Annotated in this window: 17 protein-coding genes, 1 tRNA gene and 1 other RNA gene; 7 read left to right on the top strand and 12 right to left on the bottom strand. The window is 53.6% G+C overall.

Features of this window, described 5'->3' with window-relative positions; all coding sequences use genetic code 11:
* Positions 1 to 164: 164 nt before the first annotated feature.
* The gene (gene prmB, locus BLP45_RS00805; RefSeq protein ID WP_090368846.1) at positions 165 to 1,070 is read left to right on the top strand and encodes a 50S ribosomal protein L3 N(5)-glutamine methyltransferase; all 906 of its coding nucleotides are present in this window, start codon (positions 165 to 167) and stop codon (positions 1,068 to 1,070) included.
* Between the two features lie 17 nt (positions 1,071 to 1,087).
* Here prmB and rluB read toward each other — a convergent pair whose 3' ends face one another.
* The 6 genes from rluB to BLP45_RS00775 all read right to left on the bottom strand — a co-directional run bounded on the left by rluB (position 1,088) and on the right by BLP45_RS00775 (position 6,204).
* Positions 1,088 to 1,918 (bottom strand): 23S rRNA pseudouridine(2605) synthase RluB, encoded by an 831-nt coding sequence (gene rluB / locus BLP45_RS00800; RefSeq protein ID WP_090369388.1) that lies wholly within the window; start codon positions 1,916 to 1,918, stop codon positions 1,088 to 1,090.
* Positions 1,919 to 2,231: 313 nt separating this feature from the next.
* A complete protein-coding gene (gene recR / locus BLP45_RS00795) occupies positions 2,232 to 2,828 on the bottom strand; it encodes a recombination mediator RecR (protein WP_090368844.1) in 597 nt (198 codons plus the stop codon).
* Between the two features lie 111 nt (positions 2,829 to 2,939).
* On the bottom strand, positions 2,940 to 3,263 hold the full coding sequence (locus BLP45_RS00790; RefSeq protein ID WP_176754632.1) for a YbaB/EbfC family nucleoid-associated protein: 324 nt from the start codon (positions 3,261 to 3,263) through the stop codon (positions 2,940 to 2,942).
* A 14-nt stretch (positions 3,264 to 3,277) separates the two neighbouring features.
* Positions 3,278 to 4,957: a DNA polymerase III subunit gamma/tau gene (gene dnaX, locus BLP45_RS00785; protein ID WP_256327637.1), complete on the bottom strand. Its 1,680-nt coding sequence runs from the start codon at positions 4,955 to 4,957 to the stop codon at positions 3,278 to 3,280.
* A 129-nt stretch (positions 4,958 to 5,086) separates the two neighbouring features.
* An RNA gene (gene ffs, locus BLP45_RS00780) (signal recognition particle sRNA small type) lies at positions 5,087 to 5,185 on the bottom strand.
* A gap of 485 nt (positions 5,186 to 5,670) precedes the next feature.
* On the bottom strand, positions 5,671 to 6,204 hold the full coding sequence (locus BLP45_RS00775; RefSeq protein ID WP_090368838.1) for a YfbU family protein: 534 nt from the start codon (positions 6,202 to 6,204) through the stop codon (positions 5,671 to 5,673).
* Between the two features lie 474 nt (positions 6,205 to 6,678).
* Between BLP45_RS00775 and BLP45_RS00770 the strand changes: the two genes are divergently transcribed.
* Positions 6,679 to 6,873 carry a hypothetical protein gene (locus BLP45_RS00770; RefSeq protein WP_090368835.1) on the top strand — a complete coding sequence of 65 codons (195 nt, stop codon included), beginning with the start codon at positions 6,679 to 6,681 and terminating at the stop codon, positions 6,871 to 6,873.
* Positions 6,874 to 7,012: 139 nt separating this feature from the next.
* Here the strand turns inward: BLP45_RS00770 and BLP45_RS00765 are convergent.
* Positions 7,013 to 7,089, bottom strand: a tRNA-Met gene (locus tag BLP45_RS00765).
* Between the two features lie 847 nt (positions 7,090 to 7,936).
* Here BLP45_RS00765 and BLP45_RS00760 point away from each other — a divergent pair.
* The 3 genes from BLP45_RS00760 (at position 7,937) to BLP45_RS00750 (ending at position 11,196) form a co-directional block, all read left to right on the top strand.
* Entirely contained in the window at positions 7,937 to 8,800 is an 864-nt protein-coding gene (locus BLP45_RS00760) for a response regulator (RefSeq protein ID WP_090368833.1), read from the top strand.
* A 341-nt stretch (positions 8,801 to 9,141) separates the two neighbouring features.
* Positions 9,142 to 10,077, top strand: a complete 936-nt coding sequence (locus BLP45_RS00755) for a diguanylate cyclase domain-containing protein (protein ID WP_090368831.1) — start codon at positions 9,142 to 9,144, stop codon at positions 10,075 to 10,077.
* 279 nt (positions 10,078 to 10,356) lie between these two features.
* A complete protein-coding gene (locus BLP45_RS00750; protein WP_090368829.1) occupies positions 10,357 to 11,196 on the top strand; it encodes a response regulator in 840 nt (279 codons plus the stop codon).
* A 74-nt stretch (positions 11,197 to 11,270) separates the two neighbouring features.
* Here the strand turns inward: BLP45_RS00750 and truB are convergent, their stop codons facing one another.
* Genes truB through rimP form a run of 5 tightly spaced genes read right to left on the bottom strand, consistent with a single transcriptional unit; the run spans position 11,271 to position 17,314 of the window.
* Positions 11,271 to 12,269: a tRNA pseudouridine(55) synthase TruB gene (gene truB / locus BLP45_RS00745; protein WP_090368828.1), complete on the bottom strand. Its 999-nt coding sequence runs from the start codon at positions 12,267 to 12,269 to the stop codon at positions 11,271 to 11,273.
* 39 nt (positions 12,270 to 12,308) lie between these two features.
* On the bottom strand, positions 12,309 to 12,689 hold the full coding sequence (rbfA, locus tag BLP45_RS00740) for a 30S ribosome-binding factor RbfA (protein ID WP_090368825.1): 381 nt from the start codon (positions 12,687 to 12,689) through the stop codon (positions 12,309 to 12,311).
* 15 nt (positions 12,690 to 12,704) lie between these two features.
* Positions 12,705 to 15,335, bottom strand: a complete 2,631-nt coding sequence (gene infB / locus BLP45_RS00735) for a translation initiation factor IF-2 (RefSeq protein WP_090368823.1) — start codon at positions 15,333 to 15,335, stop codon at positions 12,705 to 12,707.
* Positions 15,336 to 15,385: 50 nt separating this feature from the next.
* On the bottom strand, positions 15,386 to 16,858 hold the full coding sequence (gene nusA, locus BLP45_RS00730; protein ID WP_090368821.1) for a transcription termination factor NusA: 1,473 nt from the start codon (positions 16,856 to 16,858) through the stop codon (positions 15,386 to 15,388).
* 27 nt (positions 16,859 to 16,885) lie between these two features.
* Positions 16,886 to 17,314 (bottom strand): ribosome maturation factor RimP, encoded by a 429-nt coding sequence (rimP, locus tag BLP45_RS00725; protein ID WP_090369386.1) that lies wholly within the window; start codon positions 17,312 to 17,314, stop codon positions 16,886 to 16,888.
* A 316-nt stretch (positions 17,315 to 17,630) separates the two neighbouring features.
* Here rimP and acs point away from each other — a divergent pair, with 316 nt between their 5' ends.
* Positions 17,631 to 19,598: an acetate--CoA ligase gene (gene acs, locus BLP45_RS00720; RefSeq protein WP_090368819.1), complete on the top strand. Its 1,968-nt coding sequence runs from the start codon at positions 17,631 to 17,633 to the stop codon at positions 19,596 to 19,598.
* Between the two features lie 25 nt (positions 19,599 to 19,623).
* Positions 19,624 to 20,634 (top strand): MBL fold metallo-hydrolase, encoded by a 1,011-nt coding sequence (locus tag BLP45_RS00715; protein ID WP_090368817.1) that lies wholly within the window; start codon positions 19,624 to 19,626, stop codon positions 20,632 to 20,634.
* Positions 20,635 to 20,989: the final 355 nt, after the last annotated feature.

The following is a 20,989-nucleotide window of genomic DNA, read 5'->3' as shown; positions in this document are numbered from 1 at the left end:
TCTACGAATCATTAAAATCACGCTTCCAGCCTGGCGCGATTCGGGTTTATGATATCGTTCAGCGTAAACGAATAAGTAGCTTCATACTTCGGAGTAAATTCTTCCCCGCCTTCTGGGCTCGTTACAAGCTCAGACATCTTAATGTCCTGCGGTTTAATGGAATTATGTTCAGCCAAGCCAAGACCCAGCTCCATACTATCCGCGATCTCTTGCGCTTCGCCGTAAGCCGCTTTAACGAAGCCGAGCTTTTTTTCGGACATGGCTCAGTCTCGGCGTACGACGAGGCGGCCTACCTCATCCTCCACACCCTGCGCCTGCCGCTTGACCAGCTGGAACCGTTTCTTGATGCGCGCCTTACTGGCACTGAGGTGGAAGAGGTATTGCGCATCATCGAGCGGCGCGCAACGGAAGAAATTCCTGCCGCCTATCTCACCAAAGAAGCCTGGCTGGGGGATTTTAGTTTTTACGTGGACGAACGCGTGATCATACCGCGCTCTTTCATTGCGGAATTGCTGCGCGAAGAGCTCGCGCCATGGATAGAAAATCCGGATGATATCCACTCCGCACTGGATCTTTGCACCGGATCGGGCTGCCTGGCGGTGCTGCTTGCGCAGGCTTTTGAAAATGCCACGATAGATGCCACGGATATTTCACATGAAGCGCTGCAGGTTGCCCGGAAGAACGTGCTGGATTACCACCTGGAGCACAAAATCAATCTTGTTCAGTCTGATTTATTCAACGCATTGCACGGACGCCGCTATGACCTCATTATCAGCAATCCGCCCTATGTCAGCGCAGAATCGATGGCAGCGCTCCCTGGGGAATATCGCCACGAACCGCCCGATGCTTTGGCCAGCGGCGAAGACGGCCTGGAGGCAACCCGCGCAATACTGCGTCAGGCGGCCCGTTATCTAACTGGCCAGGGATTGTTGATCGTCGAGATCGGCCATAATCGGGATGCCCTGGAACAAGAATTCTTCCAGACTCCTTTCACCTGGCTGGAAACCAGCGCAGGGGACGAGTTTGTTTTCCTGCTGAAGCGCGACCAGCTTCCAGTTTCAACGAGTTAACCGCGAATGGCCCCGCACTACGCAACTAACGCCAGCAGGCGCTTTATTTCTGTCTCATCCAATTCCATCCAACTCCCGCGTTTCAGGCGCGGCGGCAGATTAATGGGACCAAAGCGCACCCGCATCAGTCGGCTCACCGTCATTCCCGCCGCTTCAAACATGCGGCGGACTTCGCGATTCCTGCCTTCCTTCAATACTACCCGGTACCAGTGATTGGACCCCTCGCCGCCCTGATCCGACAAGTGATCGAACTTCGCCGGACCGTCTTCCAGTTCAATACCTGTGATCAATCGTGCCGTCACTTCGGGAGTCAGGCGCCCCATGATCCGTACGGCATATTCACGCTCGACCTCGAAACGCGGATGCATCAAGCGGTTAGCCAATTCTCCGTCAGTGGTAAAAATCAGCAACCCGCTGGTATTGTAGTCAAGCCTGCCGATGGATATCCACTTGGATGAGCGCAATTGGGGCAGCTTGTCGAATACCGATGGGCGGCCTTCGGGATCATCATGACTGACAATTTCGCCTTCCGGTTTATGGTAAAGCACCACTCTGGGCAGACGGTCACCGGATTTGAAATGAATGGTGCGTTTCCCAACCCGTACAACATCGTCAGGCCCCGCCCGATCACCCGTTTCCGCCACTTTTCCATTGATGGTCACCTGGCCGGTGGCGATCAATTCCTCCATCTCGCGCCGCGACCCCAGCCCCGCCTGCGCCAGCAGCTTGTGCAGTTTGTGCGTGGCCCCGGGCGTCGGCGTGGATGTGGAGGTCGGGTCAGCCCGTACCGGCGCCTTTTTCTTTCCCGGTCTGATTGGCGTACGTGGCCGATGCGGCCTGGCTCTCATCTGCATGTCACTTTTAAACCTAAATCCGGTAGTTGGACAGGGAGGAGTGTGCGGTTTTTGGGGTGCAGGGCAAGGCGCAACGACGCGGAATGGTCGCTCCATTCCAAGGAGTTGCAACGCCGCCATGTGCCACAAAAACCGTGCAATTCGCCCTGTAGCGAACTCACCTTATAGGTGAACGTCAAGTGACACGAAAAGTCTTTGTGGATCATTGCACTAAATTAAAAAAAAGCGGTCAACTGCCGGCTTTAGGTTAAAACTTCAAGTTTCCCAATTTCATAAGAACCGAAACGCGTCCCCGCATGGCGCGCCCTCAGATCTCTCTGCGCTCGATCACCGCCTGCGCCAATGTGCCGCTATCCACGTGTTCCAGTTCGCCACCCACCGGCAGTCCACGCGCGATCCGGGTAATCTTCATCCCTTTGTCGTGCAGCAGCTCACCGATATAATGGGCTGTCGCCTCGCCCTCCACCGTGAAATTGGTAGCGAGTACGACTTCCCGTACCATGCCGTCCTGAGCGCGCTTCAGCAACCGGTCAAGATGAATTTCCCTGGGGCCGATGCCATCCAAGGGCGAGAGCCTGCCCATCAGCACGAAATACATACCCTTGTAGCAGTGCGCCTGTTCCATCATCAGCAGATCAGCAGGCATTTCCACTACGCATAGCAACGTAGCGTCGCGCCGTTGAGAACGGCACAATTCGCATACGACTTCTTCGGTAAAGTTATTGCATTTCTCGCAATGCCTGATATGTTCAAGGGCATAAGCAAGGGAGTGTGCGAGGCGCTGGGCACCGGCATGATCGCGCTGCAACAGGTGATAAGCCATACGTTGCGCGGACCTGGGACCAACACCGGGCAAACAGCGTAAAGACTCGATCAGCTCTTCGAGACTGGCCGCTGCTTTCATTGCAAATAAAAAAGGAAAAAAAATGCTGCAACATGCAAATGAAGACAGTTTTCATGAAGCGGCGCACGCGTGCCCGCCGGCCCATTACAATTCAAGTGAATTTTCCATCAATTAAAACGGTAATTTCATTCCTGGCGGCAGAGCCATCCCGGAGGTCAAGCCCGCCATCTTTTCCTGAGTGGTGGATTCCACCCTGCGCACGGCATCATTGACGGCGGCGGCAATCAGGTCTTCCAGCATATCCTTATCATCGCCGATCAGGCTGTCGTCGATACTGACGCGCTTCACGTCGTAACGGCAGGTCATCACCACCTTGACCATGCCCGCCCCGGACTGGCCCTCGACTTCGATCGAGGCCAATTTCTCCTGCATGTTCTTCATGTTCTCCTGCATTTGCTGAGCCTGTTTCATAAAATTGCCCAAGCCGCCTTTCATCATTTTTTCCTCCGCTATTGAATGGATTTGATCGAAGAAACGATCAGTTTTGCATCGAAATGCTCCACCAGTTCTCGCACGAACGGGTCTGCTTCGATCGCCGCGACCGCCTGCAATTGCTTCTCCTGCTTCTTGCGATTGTCCAGTTCCGCGGGGGTCATACCCGTGATAGTCCCGACGGAGAACTTTAACCGGACCGGCTTGCCTGAATGCTCTCTCAAGGCGGCCTGCATCCTGTCCTGGTAGGGTAGCAAATGCTTATGCGTCTCGGCCACGCAAAATTCGATCTCGTTCGCCGAAACGTTCTTGACCTCACAGTTCTGGGCCAACTCTTTCGCTATGCCCAACTTCAACTGGCTTACGACGGTGGCCCAGTCGCTACCGAACAAACTTACAGCCGGGGCCGCTCCCACAGTTGCGTTCCCGGCATTTTCCGCTTCGTCCGCTTCTGCTGTGGCTTTTGTAGCTTTTGCTGCTTTTGCTGCTTCTGCTTTTTCTACTGTACCGGATGTTGGAAGTGTTTCAGATGCTTCCGTGGTCTTCGAGACCGAAGGAGATGGCCGTTTTATCTCCCTATCATGCCCTGGCTCTGTCATCTTCGGCATATACTCCGGCAGGAAAGCCAGCAGCCGCATTAACGTCATGGTAAAACCGGCGTACTCGTCCGGGGCCTGGCTCAGGTCGGAGCGGCCATGTATGACGATCTGATAAAACAGCTGGATATCCTCGGGTACAAACGTTTTTGCCAATGCAAGAATCCGTTCACGCTCTGGCGTATCTTCCCCGATTGCAGACGGCACGATTTGGGCCAGAGCAACGCGATGCAATAACGTTGCCAGATCCTGTAACGCGGCGTCGAACGACAAACTACGGGTTTCCATCGCATCGGCCACCTCAAGCATGCGAGGCCCATCTTTTTGCCCCAGAGCGTCAAGCAGATCGTAGAGATAACTTTGATCGATAGCGCCGAGCATGTCGCGCACCCTGGCTTCCTCGACTCTTCCCCCGCCGAAAGCGATCGCCTGATCCAGGATACTGAGGGCATCGCGCATGCTTCCTTGTGCCGACCGCGCCAACAATTGTAACGACGTGACGTCGCAATTTATCTGCTCCTGCTCAAGCACGTGCTTCAAGTGCGCGGTAATCAGAGGCAGCGGAATCTGTTTGAGGTTGAATTGCAGGCAGCGGGACAGAACAGTAACAGGAATTTTTTGGGGGTCGGTTGTGGCAAGTATGAACTTGACGTGCTCCGGTGGCTCCTCCAGGGTTTTCAGCATCGCATTGAAAGCCGATTTCGAGAGCATGTGTACTTCATCAATGATGTAAATCTTGTAACGGGCGACAGTCGGGGCATAGAGCGCGTTTTCCAGCAGGTCGCGCATCTTTTCCACCTGCGTGTTGGACGCGGCGTCCATCTCGATCAGATCGACGAAACGACCGCCGTCAATTTCAGTACAGGCGGAGCATATACCACAAGGCGTTGATGTAATCCCGGCTTCACAGTTAAGCGCTTTAGCCAGAATGCGCGCAATAGTGGTCTTGCCGATACCGCGTGTACCGGTAAACAGATACGCATGATGCAGCCGTTTTTGTTCAAGGGCGTTGGTAAGCGCCCTGACCACGTGATCCTGTCCGGTCAGTTCCGAAAAGATCTTGGGGCGCCATTTGCGGGCAAGGACTTGAGTCTGGGACACGATATCGAGGAGATAGGCAACGTCGGTTATTTTAGGCTGGATGAGAACTTGAATCTGTTCTGCGTACAGTCGCATGTGGAGCAGAACGCGATGCTGCGACCGCTCCGCCCTGGCTACCTATCTAAAAAGGGTGGCGAGCCTGATCCCCGGCACTTGCAGAGAATAGCTGTGGCTGCTTCCTTCCGGACCTGACCAGATTCACTACTATGCAATGCGGGGAGGCCCGCCATAAAATAAAATGTTTAAGTATTTTATCAGTTAAAGAACCAGAACTCTGTTTGCAGACTAAAGATTCATACAATCAGTTCCTTAACCTGAATTGTGAATTGCGAATACGTTGCCCGATTGCTACGGCGCCATCAATTGTGGGTATTGTGCCCGTAGTTCCCGCTTGCGTCTACTGCCATGGTCTTCAGCAGCCCGCTAACCCTGCGCTTCTGTTTTTCTGGCCGACGCCCGCAACTCACTCCTATTCTCAAGATCATCAAGGAAGCACTCGTCTCGCGCGGAGCCGGATCGCCGGGAGGCGGTGAAGCGAGATTACGTTTCGTGATTTTAAAGGGCCCATAGTGTTCTATTTACCTCGCAACACGTGACCGGCCAAAGCGTTCCCGGACTCAATTTTCTTTGGGGTCTGGCGAACTGCCAGGATAGGCGGCAGGTTTTTACAGGCTGTGGTTACCAGCTTTCATCCAGACCTTGGGCTTTCTGATTTAGCACTGCAATATTGCTAATAGTTCCGATGCATTAAAACTTCTGTTACGCAGATTTTCGAGAGATAGCTCATACATTGAGAGCATCCTTCTATAGCGCGGCAGGGTTTCGATATGGGAGTTTATATTGCGATCTTTAAATTCGTCAAACAGGCCCAAATCCTTTGTCAGGAAAGTCGTTATGCTAAAGTGCTCAGCTTCGTCGTTGCCATCGAACCCATAGAATCCAATATCGTCCTCGAAGTACCCGGCATCTTTTTTCAACTTTTCCTGATCCTCCATGGGCAGTCTTTTATATGCTCCCTCAATAGCGCGCCACATCGTTAAAATTTTTATCACTTCATTCACTGCCGGAGGATCGTCATCTTTCGATCCCCCAAAAATTCCATCGTACTTCCATCTCAAGCCCCACGTATGGCCACGGAAAATAGCCTTCTTGACGAATTCCGGATCGATCTCACCCTCAACTCCGAGTTTCTTATAGACGTCACTCAGCATTACCAGGATCAGTTTTTCACCATTGCTAAATTTCATTGATGACTCTCGCTTGAAAAAGTTTCGATTCTACGGCCGAGTAACAAGAACGTCCGCTACTGACGTCGCGCCTGGCAAACCAAACCCGGCACAGGCAACCACGATCCGGCCGGGACCGTTATCTTATGGAGGAAAGCAAACCTTCCGCGGTTGCATCTTACGGGTTTTAGTTGCCTTGCCCATTGGACTAAAGTACAACCCATTGCCTGAATCTTTGAATCTAAATCCGGCAGCTTGAACGGCTTGAACCGTCGTAGCAGGTTCACCGGAAAGTGAAGGTCAAATGGTAATGGATAGTACCTGGCAGCGATGTTTCCTTGCACAGGTATCGTCCGCCAGGAAAACAACTGGTGTCCGGAAAATCAGGGAGTCAATTCAATAAAATAAATTAAAGGGAAAGCGTGCAATGCCGTAAACGTCTAAAGAGCGAGTGAGCACCCTGGGGCACAATTGAAACGGTCAAAGGAGCGTGGAATGGCAAAGACTACCGTAATGTATTACGACAGCTATTGTAGAGCGACAAACGACATGATCAGGTCAAAGAGGCCTGCTACTCGTGAGGCAATCATTGAATACGTTAAAGGCATCCCCATACCCGAAACAGAGCAACAGGTCGATGATGCCTGGCTGGATGAAGATGGATTCCTTAAACAAGGTTACCTCTTTTAAGGCAGGCTGCGGACTTCCGCATAGTGACGGATACGCTTGCTGGCACCGCGAGACAGGCGTCTCCACGTAGCCCTTGCGCTTACATGGTCTGGAAAACAAAAAGCCCAACCTTCTGAGTTGGGCAGATTATCGATGGCATTGGTTGCGGGGGCAGGATTTGAACCTACGACCTTCGGGTTATGAGCCCGACGAGCTGCCAGACTGCTCCACCCCGCGTCAGAGAATACTAATTATAACAAAGTGGATTTATCAAGGTCAAATTTTATTCCAATCCCATTACTGCAGCCGCCTGGCCAGATTCCGCACTTTCAACCTCCGTTTACGGCCCTGGCAATCACCCGTTTCTCGACCACGGCATCGTTGCCTCCGATTTCTTATTGGGAACACCACGCGTTGAACCTTGCGTAATCCTTGCCCGCTATCCAAGCAGTTCCATGCGTTACGGAAACTGGTTGAGAGCTGCGCCGCCTCTGCTCCTCCCATTTTCCTTTAGAAGCCACCCCCTTTCTGCAAAATTAAGTCACTTTCTACTTTCTTATGAGAGTTAGCGCACAGAGTATCACGCAGAATACCGGCAGCATTTGCGTCACCAGCATCGTTGTTCATGCTGTGCACTGACATTGAAAGCCTGAGCGTATTTTTAACCTAAATCGGGCGGTGAACAGTCATTGCGAGCCAGGGGTGGTACGTAACTGACAAATGAGTTGAAAATGAATGATCAACTGTCGGATTTATACGGATGCCCATCCATAGCAGGATTCTCGCATGAGCAGATCCTTGCCGTACATGGGCTCTAACAGAGGATTGTCTCCCTGCATCAACGACGTCCAGGTGATCCGTACCGCAGAGTTCCCCTGACGGCTCTCATCCGGTAATTCTCTCTATCGATACGGTACGGGCAATATTGAGAAAGACATGGCGAGCAGGATTTGCGTTACCTCAGCACGTATCAGGATTAACGTGTTCACGAATAATATCCGGATCGATTGAATTTGCGGAAACGGTGCGGCGGCCGGGCAATGGTTAGTGAGATTAGGCAGTTCCAATAAAAGAAAGGCATGCAATGATTAGCAAAACCGACATTCTTAATGCCAAAGTTCTGATCGTTGATGATCAGGACGCCAATGTCCGGCTGCTTGAGCAAATGCTGAGCGATGCCGGGCATACCTGCATTGCCTCGACCATGGATCCGTACGAGGTCTGCGCGCTCTATCGCCAGAACCGCTACGATCTGATTCTGCTTGATTTGCAAATGCCCGGCATGGATGGCTTTCAGGTACTGGAAGGCTTGAAGAAAATCGAACCGGACGGCTATCTTCCGGTGCTGGTGATCACCGCACAGCCGGGCCATAAGCTGCGGGCGCTGCAAGCAGGCGCGAAGGATTTCGTGAGCAAGCCTTTTGATCTGGTCGAAGTTCAGACGCGCATTCACAATATGCTGGAAGTACGCCTGTTGTACAAAAAACTTGAGAATTACAACAAGCGGCTGGAGCAGACCGTGGCGGAGCGAACTGCGGAACTACGCGAGAGCGAAGCGCGCTTTCGCCGCTTGACCGAGTTGGCCTCCGACTGGTATTGGGAGCAGGACGAGAACGGGCATTTCACTAAAGTGTACGGACCGGTCCTTGAAATGCTCGGGATTACTGTCGATGCCTTACTGGGCGAATCCAAGGGGAATCACGGGGCGCAATGGAACGAAGCTGAACATGCGGTGTTCAAGGCAAATATCACTGCGCGCCGGCCTTTCCTCGATTTTGTTTACAGCCGCACCAAATCCGACGGCTCGCAACAATATTTGATGGTGAGCGGCGAACCCATGTTCGATTCATCCGGCCGCTTCAAAGGCTATCGCGGAATCGGAAAGGATGTGACCGATAGCATGCATCCCGGAAATTTTGCTGCTCGGAAATGCGCTGCCCTGGAATGACAGGACCGTGGCCCTCCCGCATTGCTCTCCGCGTGGCATGAGAATTAGTGGCTTGCATGCTTCGCTTGATGCCAATCCGGTCATTTTAAACGCCCATTCCGGTTGTGAGGTGAGCGGTCATCCAACCTGAATCCGGCCGAAGATCTCAATTTTAGGTTTAGGGTTATGTTCCAAAAAGGTTTTTATGTTACTCGACCTTCATCTTTATGTGAATTCGCTACGCAGTGAATTTAGGTTCAATAATATTTTCTGATGCACGCACCGCATGTCGGAATGACATTTCTTATGGCCGCAGCTGTCTAAATAAAGAGACAGATGATCAAAATGAACATGGAAGCGATATGATCAGCGAGGCCGACATCCGCAACGCCAAAATCCTGATTGTCGATGATCAGGAATCAAATATTCACCTGCTTGAAACCGTGTTGACCACTGCAAACTATACGTCCATCGCCTCGACTACAGATCCACGCGAAGTCTATGAGCTGCACCGCCAGAACCGTTATGATCTGATTCTGCTCGATCTCAAAATGCCCGGCATGGATGGCTTTCAGGTACTTGAGGCTCTGAAGGAAATCGAAGCGGACGGGTATCTCTCGGTACTGGTGATTACCGCTAATCCGGACTGCAAACTGCGTGCGCTCCAATCCGGAGCCAAGGATTTCGTCAGCAAACCGTTTGATATGGCCGAGGTGCTCGCGCGCGTCCGCAATCTGCTGGAGGTGCGCCTGTTGCACCAGAAAGCGCGAAATTATGCCAAGGCCCAGGAATTCATGGCGCTACATGATCCACTGACTGGCCTTGCCAATAGGCGGCTTCTGGTGGAGAGAGTTTCCCAGGCCATTATCCACGCGAAAAGAAACAGCGGCATCATGGCGGTGGTGTATCTGGACCTGGACGGATTCAAGGAGATCAACAATACCCTGGGGCACGATAGCGGCGATCTGCTTCTGAAACTGGTTGCGGCACGCCTGGTAGCCTCGGTGCGGCAGGAGGATACCGTGGCGCGCCTGGGAGGCGACGAATTTGTGATCGCTATGCCGCATATTAATAACGTCGACGGTGCAAGTCTCGCGGCGGAAAAAATAATTAATGCATTATCGAAACCCTACAGCATTCAGAGGAACGACGTCACCGTAACTGCCAGCGCAGGTATCGGTCTTTATCCCGCCAACGGCGAGGATGTGAAGACACTCTTGAAGAATGCGGATATTGCTTTGCTGGATGCCAAGCAGGCGAATAAAAATACCTATCGGATTTCAGAACGCACAAATTAGAAATTTTTTAACCCTATTTCCGCAAAACACCTGCTCTGTTCCAATTTTACGTGTCACTTTCCCACAAATCTTGTAAACATGTTTTTCAAGGGGTGTACCAATGGCCCATTGTTTCTGCTGCTCAGAGCGATATGATGCGGGAGCGAAGGATGCAATCTTAGCCAGGCAGAAAAACCACATGGAAAAACAACCGCTCTTACGTATCATCAATGGAACCAATAGAATACCTTGGGCAAACCGCAAAAAATTGATTAATCGCCAATAAACAGGACAGAAGTAATGATTAGCAAAACCGACATTCTTAATGCCAAAGTTCTGATCGTTGATGATCAGGACGCCAATGTCCGGCTGCTTGAGCAAATGCTGAGCGATGCCGGGCATACCTGCATTGCCTCGACCATGGATCCGTACGAGGTCTGCGCGCTCTATCGCCAGAACCGCTACGATCTGATTCTGCTTGATTTGCAAATGCCCGGCATGGATGGCTTTCAGGTACTGGAAGGCTTGAAGAAAATCGAACCGGACGGCTATCTTCCGGTGCTGGTGATCACCGCACAGCCGGGCCATAAGCTGCGGGCGCTGCAAGCAGGCGCGAAGGATTTCGTGAGCAAGCCTTTTGATCTGGTCGAAGTTCAGACGCGCATTCACAATATGCTGGAAGTACGCCTGTTGTACAAAAAACTTGAGAATTACAACAAGCGGCTGGAGCAGACCGTGGCGGAGCGAACTGCGGAACTACGCGAGAGCGAAGCGCGCTTTCGCCGCTTGACCGAGTTGGCCTCCGACTGGTATTGGGAGCAGGACGAGAACGGGCATTTCACTAAAGTGTACGGACCGGTCCTTGAAATGCTCGGGATTACTGTCGATGCCTTACTGGGCGAATCCAAGGGGAATCACGGGGCGCAATGGAACGAAGCTGAACATGCGGTGTTCAAGGCAAATATCACTGCGCGCCGGCCTTTCCTCGATTTTGTTTACAGCCGCACCAAATCCGACGGCTCGCAACAATATTTGATGGTGAGCGGCGAACCCATGTTCGATTCATCCGGCCGCTTCAAAGGCTATCGCGGAATCGGAAAGGATGTGACCGATAGCATGCGCGGCAAGGGAAATTCATAGCCATCCTTCAAGTTGCTGCATTCGTGACCGGCTACACGTTCATTGTGCGCTTGTGATCATCCTGATTTAGCCGCTCATTGGTCTATCAGGGCTCCCCGAAGGATGCATTCAGAAATTCCTATCAGCCTTTTCGGAGCTATTTCGCCCGGTGCCTTAATTTCACCTAATCCTAGAAAGCGCTTCTGCTGATCGTACAGCCGAATCTTCTCACCCTCCGCCAAATCCGCTAAATTGTCCAGACCCTCCCCGGAGAAACCACTTTTCACCGGGCGCCCCTGCAGCAAAGATACCACTGCCGCATCATCGAGTATAGCGGCGGGAAGATCGTGCAGAAGGCTGTCGGCGGGACGCAGGCAGGCGTCGCGCTGCGCTGCCGGCATGGCTTCAAGCACATCTAGCGTATAACTCTGCGACAGATCAAAATCATCTAGAATGCTACGACGCAAAGCGGTGAGATATGCTCCGCCGCATCCCAGCGCTTTGCCGATGTCTTCAGCCAGCGTGCGGACGTAAGTGCCCGTACCGCACTTGACTGCGATCCGCATTTCATCGCCGGCCAGCGCCTCCATCCGTAAACCATAAATAATCACCTTGCGCGGTTGCCGTTCGATTTCCATTCCTTCCCTGGCATAGGTATAGAGCGGTTTCCCCTGATGCTTCAGGGCACTATACATTGGCGGTACCTGCGTGATTACGCCAGTAAAGCTTTTCAGTACTGTTTCAATCTGCGGCGGCGTCAGCTTCCAGTCCTGCGGAGGTGCCTCGCCCGCGACTGAAATTTCACCCTCGGCATCCCCGGTCGTACTGATATACCCCAGCCTCAGCGTCGCTTCGTATGTTTTGTCTGCCCCCAGCAATGCCGAGGAAAATTTTGTGGCTTCGCCGAAGCAGATTGGCAACAATCCCGTTGCGAGCGGATCGAGAGTGCCGGTATGACCAGCCTTGCTGGCAGTGAAGATGCGTTTGGCGATTTGCAGCGCCTGGTTGGACGAGACGCGGGGAGGTTTATCAAGCAGCAGGACGCCGCTGATTTTACGTTTAATGCCCCTGAACTGCTCAATCTTGGGATTCAATAATATGCGAAGTAAATTCTGAGTGCGGCGGGTCGCGAATCAGGTGTCGTCCATCTTCTTTGCCGGACCTTCCTGCGCCACAGCTTCATCTATCAATTGTGATAGACGCATCCCACGCTCTATCGACTCGTCATAGATAAAATGAAGCTGCGGTATCACCCGTAGCTTCAATCGATGCGACAAATGACTACGCAAAAATCCAGCCGCATGTTCCAGCCCTTTACCGGTGAGAAAATTGTCGCTTTCACTACGAAGCGTCGTGTAGAAAACCTTGGCATGAGCGTAATCGTGGCTCACCTCAACACCAGTCAACGTGATCATGCCAATGCGAGGGTCTTTGAGTTCGTTGCGAATCAGATCAGCCAGTTCACGCTGAATCTGGTCGGCAATACGCAGCGCGCGAGAATAATCCTTAGGCATGATGCAAGACTGGCACTACAGGCTACGCGCGACTTCGACGATTTCATAAGCTTCCACTTGGTCGCCCACTTGGATATCGTTGAAATTTTTCAGGGACAGACCGCATTCAAAACCTGCTCTAACCTCTTTCACGTCATCCTTGAAGCGCTTCAGGGAATCCAGTTCGCCAGTATAAATCAGCTCTCCATTGCGCATCAATCTTACGAGCGAACCCCGCTTGATAATGCCCTCCAGTACATAACAACCAGCCACGGAACCCACCTTGGAAATGCGGAATACTTCGCGAATTTCCACCAGGCCGGTAACATTCTCCCTGCGATCCGGCGCCATCATGCCGGATAGTGCCGCCTTGATTTCGTCCACCGCCTCGTAAATAATGCTGTAGTAGCGCACGTCCACCCCGGTAGAACTGATGAGCTTGCGCGCGACAGTATCCGCGCGGCTATTGAAGCCAATGACAACGGCTTTGGAAGCCAGTGCCAGGTTGATATCGGACTCGGTAATCGCACCCACGCCGCTGTGGATTATGTTTACCCTGACCTCATCAGTGGAAAGCCTTTGCAACGCGTGTGTCAGCGCCTCGTAAGAACCCTGCACATCGGCCTTGATGATGAGCGCAAGCACCTTGACCTCGCCTTTCTGCTCGAACACGTTTTCCAGTTTGGCGGCCTGCTGTCTGGCCAGCTTTACATCGCGAAACTTGCCTTGGCGGAATAGCGCAATTTCACGCGCTTTCCGTTCATCGGTCAATGCCACGACCGATTCCCCAGCCACGGGAACTTCCGATAAGCCCTGAATTTCCACCGGAATGGAAGGCCCTGCCTGTTCCACCGGTTTGGCGTTTTCATCCAGCATTGCCCGTACCCGCCCAAATACCGCGCCTGCCAGCAGAATATCGCCCCGCTTTAGTGTTCCGGATTGGACCAATATTGTCGCTACCGGCCCGCGCCCTTTATCCAGGCGTGATTCGATAACGATTCCTCTGGCGGGCGCATCCTTTGCCGCCTGGAGTTCCAGTACTTCAGCCTGGAGCAGCACGCTTTCCAGAAGCGCGTCAATACCCTGGCCGGTCTTGGCTGAAACTTCAACAAACATGGTATCACCGCCCCAGTCCTCCGGTACGACCTCCTGCGTCACGAGTTCCTGCCTGATGCGTTCGGGATTGGCTTCCGGCTTGTCTATCTTCGTTATTGCCACTACGATCGGCACTTTGGCAGCCTTGGCATGATGAATTGCCTCAATCGTCTGGGGCATCACTCCATCGTCAGCCGCCGCGACCAGCACGACGAGATCGGTAACCTTCGCGCCGCGAGCGCGCATGGCCGTAAAGGCTTCATGGCCGGGCGTATCGAGAAAAGTGACCATGCCTCTTTCAGTTTCCACATGATAAGCGCCGATATGCTGCGTGATGCCGCCCGCTTCCCCGCTTGCCACACGTGTACGGCGGATGTAATCCAGCAGCGAGGTTTTACCGTGATCCACATGGCCCATTACTGTAACCACCGGCGCACGCGGCTCCGTTTTGAATCCGGCGATGGGTAGTTCGGTATCTGCCAGAAAAGCTTCGGGACTATCCAGCGTCGCGTACTTGGCAATGTGGCCCAATTCTTCCACCACGATCATGGCGGTTTCCTGGTCCAGCATCTGATTGATTGTTACCATGTTCCCCATTTTCATCAACGCCTTGATAACTTCAGCGGCTTTGATGGACATTTTCTGGGCCAGCGCGCCGACGGAAATGGTTTCGGGCACCATCACCTCATGCACAACAGGCTCTGTCGGCGCTGAAAAACTATGAGCGGCCTGGTCTTCAGTAGAAGTTTTCGCGTGCCTATCCCTGCGCGTGCGCCATCCCTTGCCGCCGGAGAGGTCGCCGCGCGTCTTGAGTCCGCGTTTTTCGAGTCTTTCATCTTTCCAGACAACCTGCTTGGTCTGCTTCTTTTTCTTCTCCGCCTTGGCTGCCTTGTCTTCCGGCTTGACTACAGGTTTATGCAGGGTACCTTCCGTCGGCGCAGGCTGGGGCTGGGAAGCGTCAGCTCCGGCCTGGACCTCGGATGCGGATGGAATGGCGGCAGGGGCAGGGGCGGATACGGTCTCCAGTGGGGCTGGGCTGACGGGGGCGGCAGCGGTCTCAGGTTCCTTGGCCTCAGCCGCTGCGGGCTTCTGACGCTGTTTCTTTTCCTTAAGCTCCGCGGTCTGCCGCGCAATCAACTCGGCCTGCTTCCTTGCTTCCTCCTGGCGCAATGCCTGTTGTGCGGCATCCACCACTGGCGTAGAAACTGGTGCGGACACGGCTGCGGATGACACCGCAGGCTCGGCCGGCTTCCCGGGGGTTGCCGCCCTGTCATCTACGTCACCTTTTACGAACACCCGTTTCTTGCGGACCTCCACCTGAATGCTGCGCGCTTTGCCGGTGCTATCCGATTTCTTGATTTCGGAAGTCTGCCGGCGGGGAAGGCTGATCTTGCCCTTTTCCTCGGCGCCATGAATTTTTCGCAGGTAATCAAGAAGCTGCGTTTTATCCTTCTCGGTCAAATTATCCACTGTCAGTTGCTTGCTCACGCCGGCAGCATGGAGCTGTTCCAGCAATACCGCCGGAAGGACTCCCAGTTCATTAGCGAATTGTTCTACATTCATTTGAGACATTAATAACCTTTAATAACGCTGTGCCTGATACGGCAAACTCAGCGGCAAAATCATGCAAACCAAGGTGCACGCGCTGCCATAATCAACTGCTTGGCGCGTTCGGCATCCATCTCGACCATTTCCATCAGGTCATCCACAGCCAGATCTGCAAGGTCCTCTTGAGTATTCACCCCTTTAGCCGCCAATTGGCGCGCTGTCTGACTATCCATGCCATCCAGCGAAAGCAGATCTTCTGCTATGTGCTCTACTTTCTCCTCACTGACAATGGCCTCGGTCAAAAGGGCGTTGCGGGCTCGATTACGAAGTTCATTGACGGTCTGCTCGTCGAACGACTCGATTTCCAGCATTTCACTAAGCGGAACGTAGGCGACTTCTTCCAGCGTAGTGAAACCCTCCTGCACCAGGATATCCGCCACTTCTTCATCCACATCCAGTTTTTCCATGAAGAGCTGGCGAATAACCGAAAATTCCTCTTCATTTTTTGCCTGTGACTCTTCCATCGTCATGATATTGAGTTCCCAGCCAGTCAACTCGGATGCCAGGCGCACATTCTGGCCCCCGCGGCCGATGGCCTGGGCAAGATTATCCTCGTCCACCACGATGTCCATACTATGTTTTTCTTCATCCACCAGGATGCTGCTGATTTCAGCAGGGGCCAGGGCATTGATCACGAACGTGGCCGGATCATCCGACCACAAAATGATATCCACTCTTTCTCCCGCCAGCTCGCCAGTTACCGCCTGTACTCTGGAGCCTCGCATACCGACACAGGTACCGATCGGGTCGACCCGTTGATCGTTGGATTTAACCGCGATCTTGGCGCGTGAACCAGGGTCTCTTGCCGCGACTTTGATCTCCAGCAGACCTTCCTCAATCTCGGGCACTTCCAGTTCGAACAGTTTTATCAGGAACTCCGGCGCAATCCGCGACAACACCAACTGCGGCCCTCGCGCGGTACGATCGATTTTGTATAGATAAGCGCGCACACGGTCACCAACACGTAGATTCTCCTTGGGAATCATCTGGTCGCGAGGCAACGCAGCCTCGATTTTGCCGGATTCGATAATGGCATTACCGCGCTCCATGCGCTTGATGGTGCCGGTAACCATGTATTCTTTGCGTTCGAGGAAATCGTTCAGGATCTGCTCGCGTTCAGCATCACGTATTTTCTGGAATATTACCTGCTTGGCTGCCTGGGCGCCGATACGGCCAAACTCCAGCGGTTCCAGCACTTCCTCAATGAATTCGTCCGGCTTGATTTCAGGGTCGCGCTGCAATGCCTCGCTCAGGGGGATTTGACGTGCGGGATCTTCGACCGCATCGTCAGCCACTACCTGCCAGCGGCGCAAGGACTGATAATCGCCTGTCTCGGGGTCAATCGACACTCGCACGTCGGCGTCCTCATGAAAGCGCTTTTTTGTGGCAGAAGCCAACGCCAATTCGAGTGCGACAAAAACGATGCCCTTTTCGACATTCTTTTCGCGCGCCAGCGCATCCACCAACAGCAAAACCTCGCGGCTCATGTTACCTCCAGCCAAATTCTCGGATAACTACAGTTTTGGAACCAGACGCGCCTTCTCAAGATTATTCAGCTCAAGATCAAGCGTTTTACCCTCTACTTCCAGTTTTAATACGCCATCGTTTATTTCACGCAAAATCCCGGCGAAATTCCTTTGACCCTGCAATGCCACACGCAACTTCAGCTTGACCGGTTCACCCAAAAAACGGATGAAATCGGATGCCTTTTTTAATGGCCTGTCCAACCCCGGCGATGATATTTCGAGCCGGTCATAATCAATACCCTCAACCGCAAGCAACCGGCTGAGGTGATTGCTGACGGCCATGCAATCGTCCACAGTAACGCCACCGGGTTTGTCAATAAACACCCGTAACAGCTTGCCACGCGCCGACCGCTCGACATCGACCAGCTCATAACCCAGTCCGGGCAGAGTCGATTCGAGCACTTCATGCAAATCCACAGCCCCCATAGTCCCGGCACAAACAAAAAATGGGCTGAAAGAGCCCATAAATGTCCGGTCATTTTAGCAAAATTTTATAATTAATGAAAGAGATGCTCGCTAAATTATAAACCTCGTTTGCCACCCGCGAATCTCCCTGCTGCCGGGCGATGTCGTTTATGCACTATTCATCACTTGCTGCCGGAGTTCATGACACAAGTATAGCGCACCCAAGGTTTTTTCCATAGCTGATCCGGAAGCGGGCCTCGTTCAGTCAATATGAATGATACAATTTTGAACGTACTATATCCCAGAGAAAACTTACCGGAGGCAGCCAGTGTCCGCGATTCGATCCCTTCTGAGTGAAACCCGCATATTCCCGCCCGATCCCGCATTCATAAAACAGGCAAACCTGTCGGGCATGGATACTTACCGCGCGCTCTGCGCCGAAGCCGAGAAAGACCTTCCGGCTTTCTGGGGCAGACTGGCGCGGGAATGCATGATGTGGCAAAAGCCATTCACCCGGGTGCTGGACGAAAGCGGCCATCCCTTCTTCAAATGGTTTGATGACGGAGAGCTGAATGTTTCCTTCAACTGTCTCGACCGGCATCTCGCCACCCAGCCGGACAAGGTTGCCATCATTTTCGAGGCGGACGACGGCAAGATTACCCATTCCACATACCGCGAACTTCATCGCCGCGTGTGCCAGTTCGCCAACGGACTCAAGTCGCTCAGCATCAAAAAAGGCGATCGCGTCATTATCTACATGCCGATGAGCATTGAAGCCGTGGTGGCGATGCAGGCTTGCGCTCGCATCGGCGCGATTCACTCGGTCGTATTTGGCGGCTTCTCCGCCAAAAGTCTGCACGAGCGAATTATCGATGCGGGCGCAATGGCTGTGATTACCGCCGACGAGCAACTGCGGGGCGGCAAGAGAAACCATTTGAAAGCCGCGGTGGATGATGCAATCGCCCTGGGCGGAACAGATTCGTTGAAATCCGTTGTGGTTTACAAACGCGGCGGCGGCGACGTCCAATGGAACGTTTTGCGCGACGTCTGGTGGCACGAACTGATTAGCGGCAAGAGCGATGTTTGCGAACCCGAATGGATCAATGCCGAGCACCCGCTATTCACTCTCTATACTTCTGGTTCAACCGGCAAGCCAAAGGGTGTGCAGCACTCCTCCGCGGGGTATCTGCTGGGTGCGATCTTGAGCATGAAATGGATTTTCGACTACAAGCCCACCGACATTTTCTGGTGCACCGCCGATGTAGGCTGGATCACCGGGCATAGCTATGTGACGTATGGTCCGCTGGCGGTTGGCGCCACGCAGGTGGTATTCGAGGGCGTTCCCACTTATCCCGACGCGGGCCGCTTCTGGAAGCTGATCCAGGACCATAAAGTGACAACTTTCTACACCGCGCCGACCGCGATTCGCTCACTCATAAAACATGGGCCGGATTTACCGGGGAAATACGACCTTTCCTCATTACGCCTGCTGGGTTCGGTAGGAGAGCCGATTAACCCGGAAGCCTGGATGTGGTATTACACCGTCGTTGGGCAGTCCCGCTGCCCGGTGGTGGATACATGGTGGCAAACCGAAACCGGGTCTCACATGATTGCTCCCGCGCCCGGTGCGGTACCGCTCAAGCCCGGCTCCTGCACGTTGCCGCTGCCCGGCATCATGGCAGCCATCGTGGATGAAGCCGGCCACGACATAGAAAACGGCAAGGGAGGATTTCTTGTCATCAAACGTCCGTTTCCGTCACAAGCACGTACCTTGTGGGGTGACCCGGAACGCTTCAGGAATACCTATTTTCCCAAGGAACTGGGCGGCAAATATTACCTGGCTGGCGATTCCGCGAACCGCGATCTGGACGGCTACTTCTGGATCATGGGACGCATTGACGACGTGCTGAATGTTTCCGGGCACCGTCTGGGCACCATGGAAATAGAATCCGCGCTGGTGGCAAGTCCCCTGGTTGCGGAAGCGGCCGTCGTGGGCAAACCTGACGAGATCAAAGGCGAGGCAGTCGTGGCATTCGTGGTGCTGAAAGGCGCGCGTCCCCAAGGGGAGACCGCGCATAAAATTGCGATTGAATTACGCGAATGGGTAGCCCGGGAAATCGGTCCTATCGCCAAGCCCGACGAGATCCGCTTCGGCGATAATCTGCCAAAAACCCGTTCCGGAAAAATCATGCGGCGTTTACTTCGCACCCTTGCGCAGGGAGAGGAAATCACCCAGGATGTTTCCACGCTGGAAAACCCGGCAATACTTGAACAATTGAAACAGGCGATAGCGTAATTCGCGCATCAAACCTCCTTGCCTTATGGATAAGCACTTGCCTGCCGGGGCAAAAGCGCCCGCCGTTCCGCGCAGCCCGCTGAGCCCTCCCCGCGTTACCGATTACGACAACGGCATTAGCGCGATCGATGCGGACTACCTCCGTCCGGGGCTCGCCGCGATTCACCTGATCGTCGAGGGCGGCAAAGCAGCACTGGTGGATACGGGAACCTCATCTTCCGTCGCCGGCGTGATGGAAGTGCTGCGGATAAAGGATCTTGACGCCGGCGATGTGGCCTATGTGTTTGTCACCCACATACATCTCGATCACGCCGGTGGCGCGGGAGAATTCATGCATCGTTTTCCCCATGCGAAACTGGTGGTGCATCCGCGCGGGGCGCGGCATATGGCCGACCCTGCCCGGCTGGTCGCGAGCGCAACGACGGTATATGGCGAAGCAGAATTCAAACGGATGTACGGCGTCATCCGTCCGGTGGAGGCAAACCGGATCATCGAGGCGCCGGACGGATTCAATCTGGATTTCAACGGCAGGCCATTGCTGTTCCTGGATACACCAGGCCATGCGCGCCACCACTACTGCATCTTCGACCGGCAAAGCCAATCATTTTTTACTGGTGACACATTCGGCCTTTCCTATCGTGAATTCGACGTGGAAGGGATGGAATTCGTTTTTCCGACCACCACCCCGGTGCAGTTCGACCCCGCAGCAGCCCATACCTCGCTGGACCGGATCATGAGTTACGATCCAGCATATGCTTTCCTGACCCACTACGGCCGCATCAGCCACTTGCCGCACCACGCTGTGGAGATGCACGACTTGATCGATGCCCACGTGGCGATCGCCAGGAGGTTGCGCAATGTTCCTGAGAGGCATACGGCGCTGACGGAAGAACTTGGGGAGCTGTTGTTACAGCGGATCATCGCGCATGGCTGCAAGTTGACGCAGGAAGAAATTCGCAACCTGTTAAGCCTGGATGTCGGGCTTAATGCCCAAGGGCTGGAACACTGGCTGGATCAGGCGAGTGAAGGAAGGTAAGCCGTAAGACGCCAATAGGCGAGGCGCGTTGCACCGTGCCACTCTTCAAGTCCAAGCGCATTTCATCGGCCCTACCCTGCCCCGCTGCATAAGCATAGCGTTACCGTATCCCTTTGGTTCACCACGTACTACACAAGCCTGTATCGACAGATAAGCCCAATTCACGCCGTTAACGCCGTAAATGCACTTTGCTTTTCGGTATCCCGAGCCTTGCGCGCCGAGCGGTGGCGGTTACTCAAGAAGATGCTGGGGTGTACTAACGTCCAATTGCCCTTCTTCCAATGCTAAGCCATGATTCCAATGTGGCTTTGTTAATACCACTCAAACTGAATGTAAGAGCCGCATTTAAAAGTCC

Origin of the sequence: Nitrosospira sp. Nl5, assembly GCF_900102495.1 — a bacterium.
Taxonomy (GTDB): domain Bacteria; phylum Pseudomonadota; class Gammaproteobacteria; order Burkholderiales; family Nitrosomonadaceae; genus Nitrosospira.
The sequence above is the reverse complement of the archived record's forward strand: the minus strand, read 5'-3'. Positions and strand labels throughout refer to the sequence as shown.

Excerpts from the sequence above, each read along its gene's own strand:
- BLP45_RS00715 (WP_090368817.1), top strand. The coding sequence starts at position 19,624 with ATGGATAAGCACTTGCCTGCCGGGGCAAAAGCGCCCGCCGTTCCGCGC.
- nusA (WP_090368821.1), bottom strand. The coding sequence starts at position 16,858 with ATGAGCCGCGAGGTTTTGCTGTTGGTGGATGCGCTGGCGCGCGAAAAG.
- BLP45_RS00775 (WP_090368838.1), bottom strand. The coding sequence starts at position 6,204 with ATGAAATTTAGCAATGGTGAAAAACTGATCCTGGTAATGCTGAGTGAC.
- BLP45_RS00755 (WP_090368831.1), top strand. The coding sequence starts at position 9,142 with ATGATCAGCGAGGCCGACATCCGCAACGCCAAAATCCTGATTGTCGAT.
- BLP45_RS00770 (WP_090368835.1), top strand. The coding sequence starts at position 6,679 with ATGGCAAAGACTACCGTAATGTATTACGACAGCTATTGTAGAGCGACA.
- prmB (WP_090368846.1), top strand. The coding sequence starts at position 165 with ATGTTCAGCCAAGCCAAGACCCAGCTCCATACTATCCGCGATCTCTTG.
- BLP45_RS00750 (WP_090368829.1), top strand. The coding sequence starts at position 10,357 with ATGATTAGCAAAACCGACATTCTTAATGCCAAAGTTCTGATCGTTGAT.
- BLP45_RS00790 (WP_176754632.1), bottom strand. The coding sequence starts at position 3,263 with ATGAAAGGCGGCTTGGGCAATTTTATGAAACAGGCTCAGCAAATGCAG.
- infB (WP_090368823.1), bottom strand. The coding sequence starts at position 15,335 with ATGTCTCAAATGAATGTAGAACAATTCGCTAATGAACTGGGAGTCCTT.
- BLP45_RS00760 (WP_090368833.1), top strand. The coding sequence starts at position 7,937 with ATGATTAGCAAAACCGACATTCTTAATGCCAAAGTTCTGATCGTTGAT.
- recR (WP_090368844.1), bottom strand. The coding sequence starts at position 2,828 with ATGAAAGCAGCGGCCAGTCTCGAAGAGCTGATCGAGTCTTTACGCTGT.
- rluB (WP_090369388.1), bottom strand. The coding sequence starts at position 1,918 with ATGAGAGCCAGGCCGCATCGGCCACGTACGCCAATCAGACCGGGAAAG.
- rbfA (WP_090368825.1), bottom strand. The coding sequence starts at position 12,689 with ATGCCTAAGGATTATTCTCGCGCGCTGCGTATTGCCGACCAGATTCAG.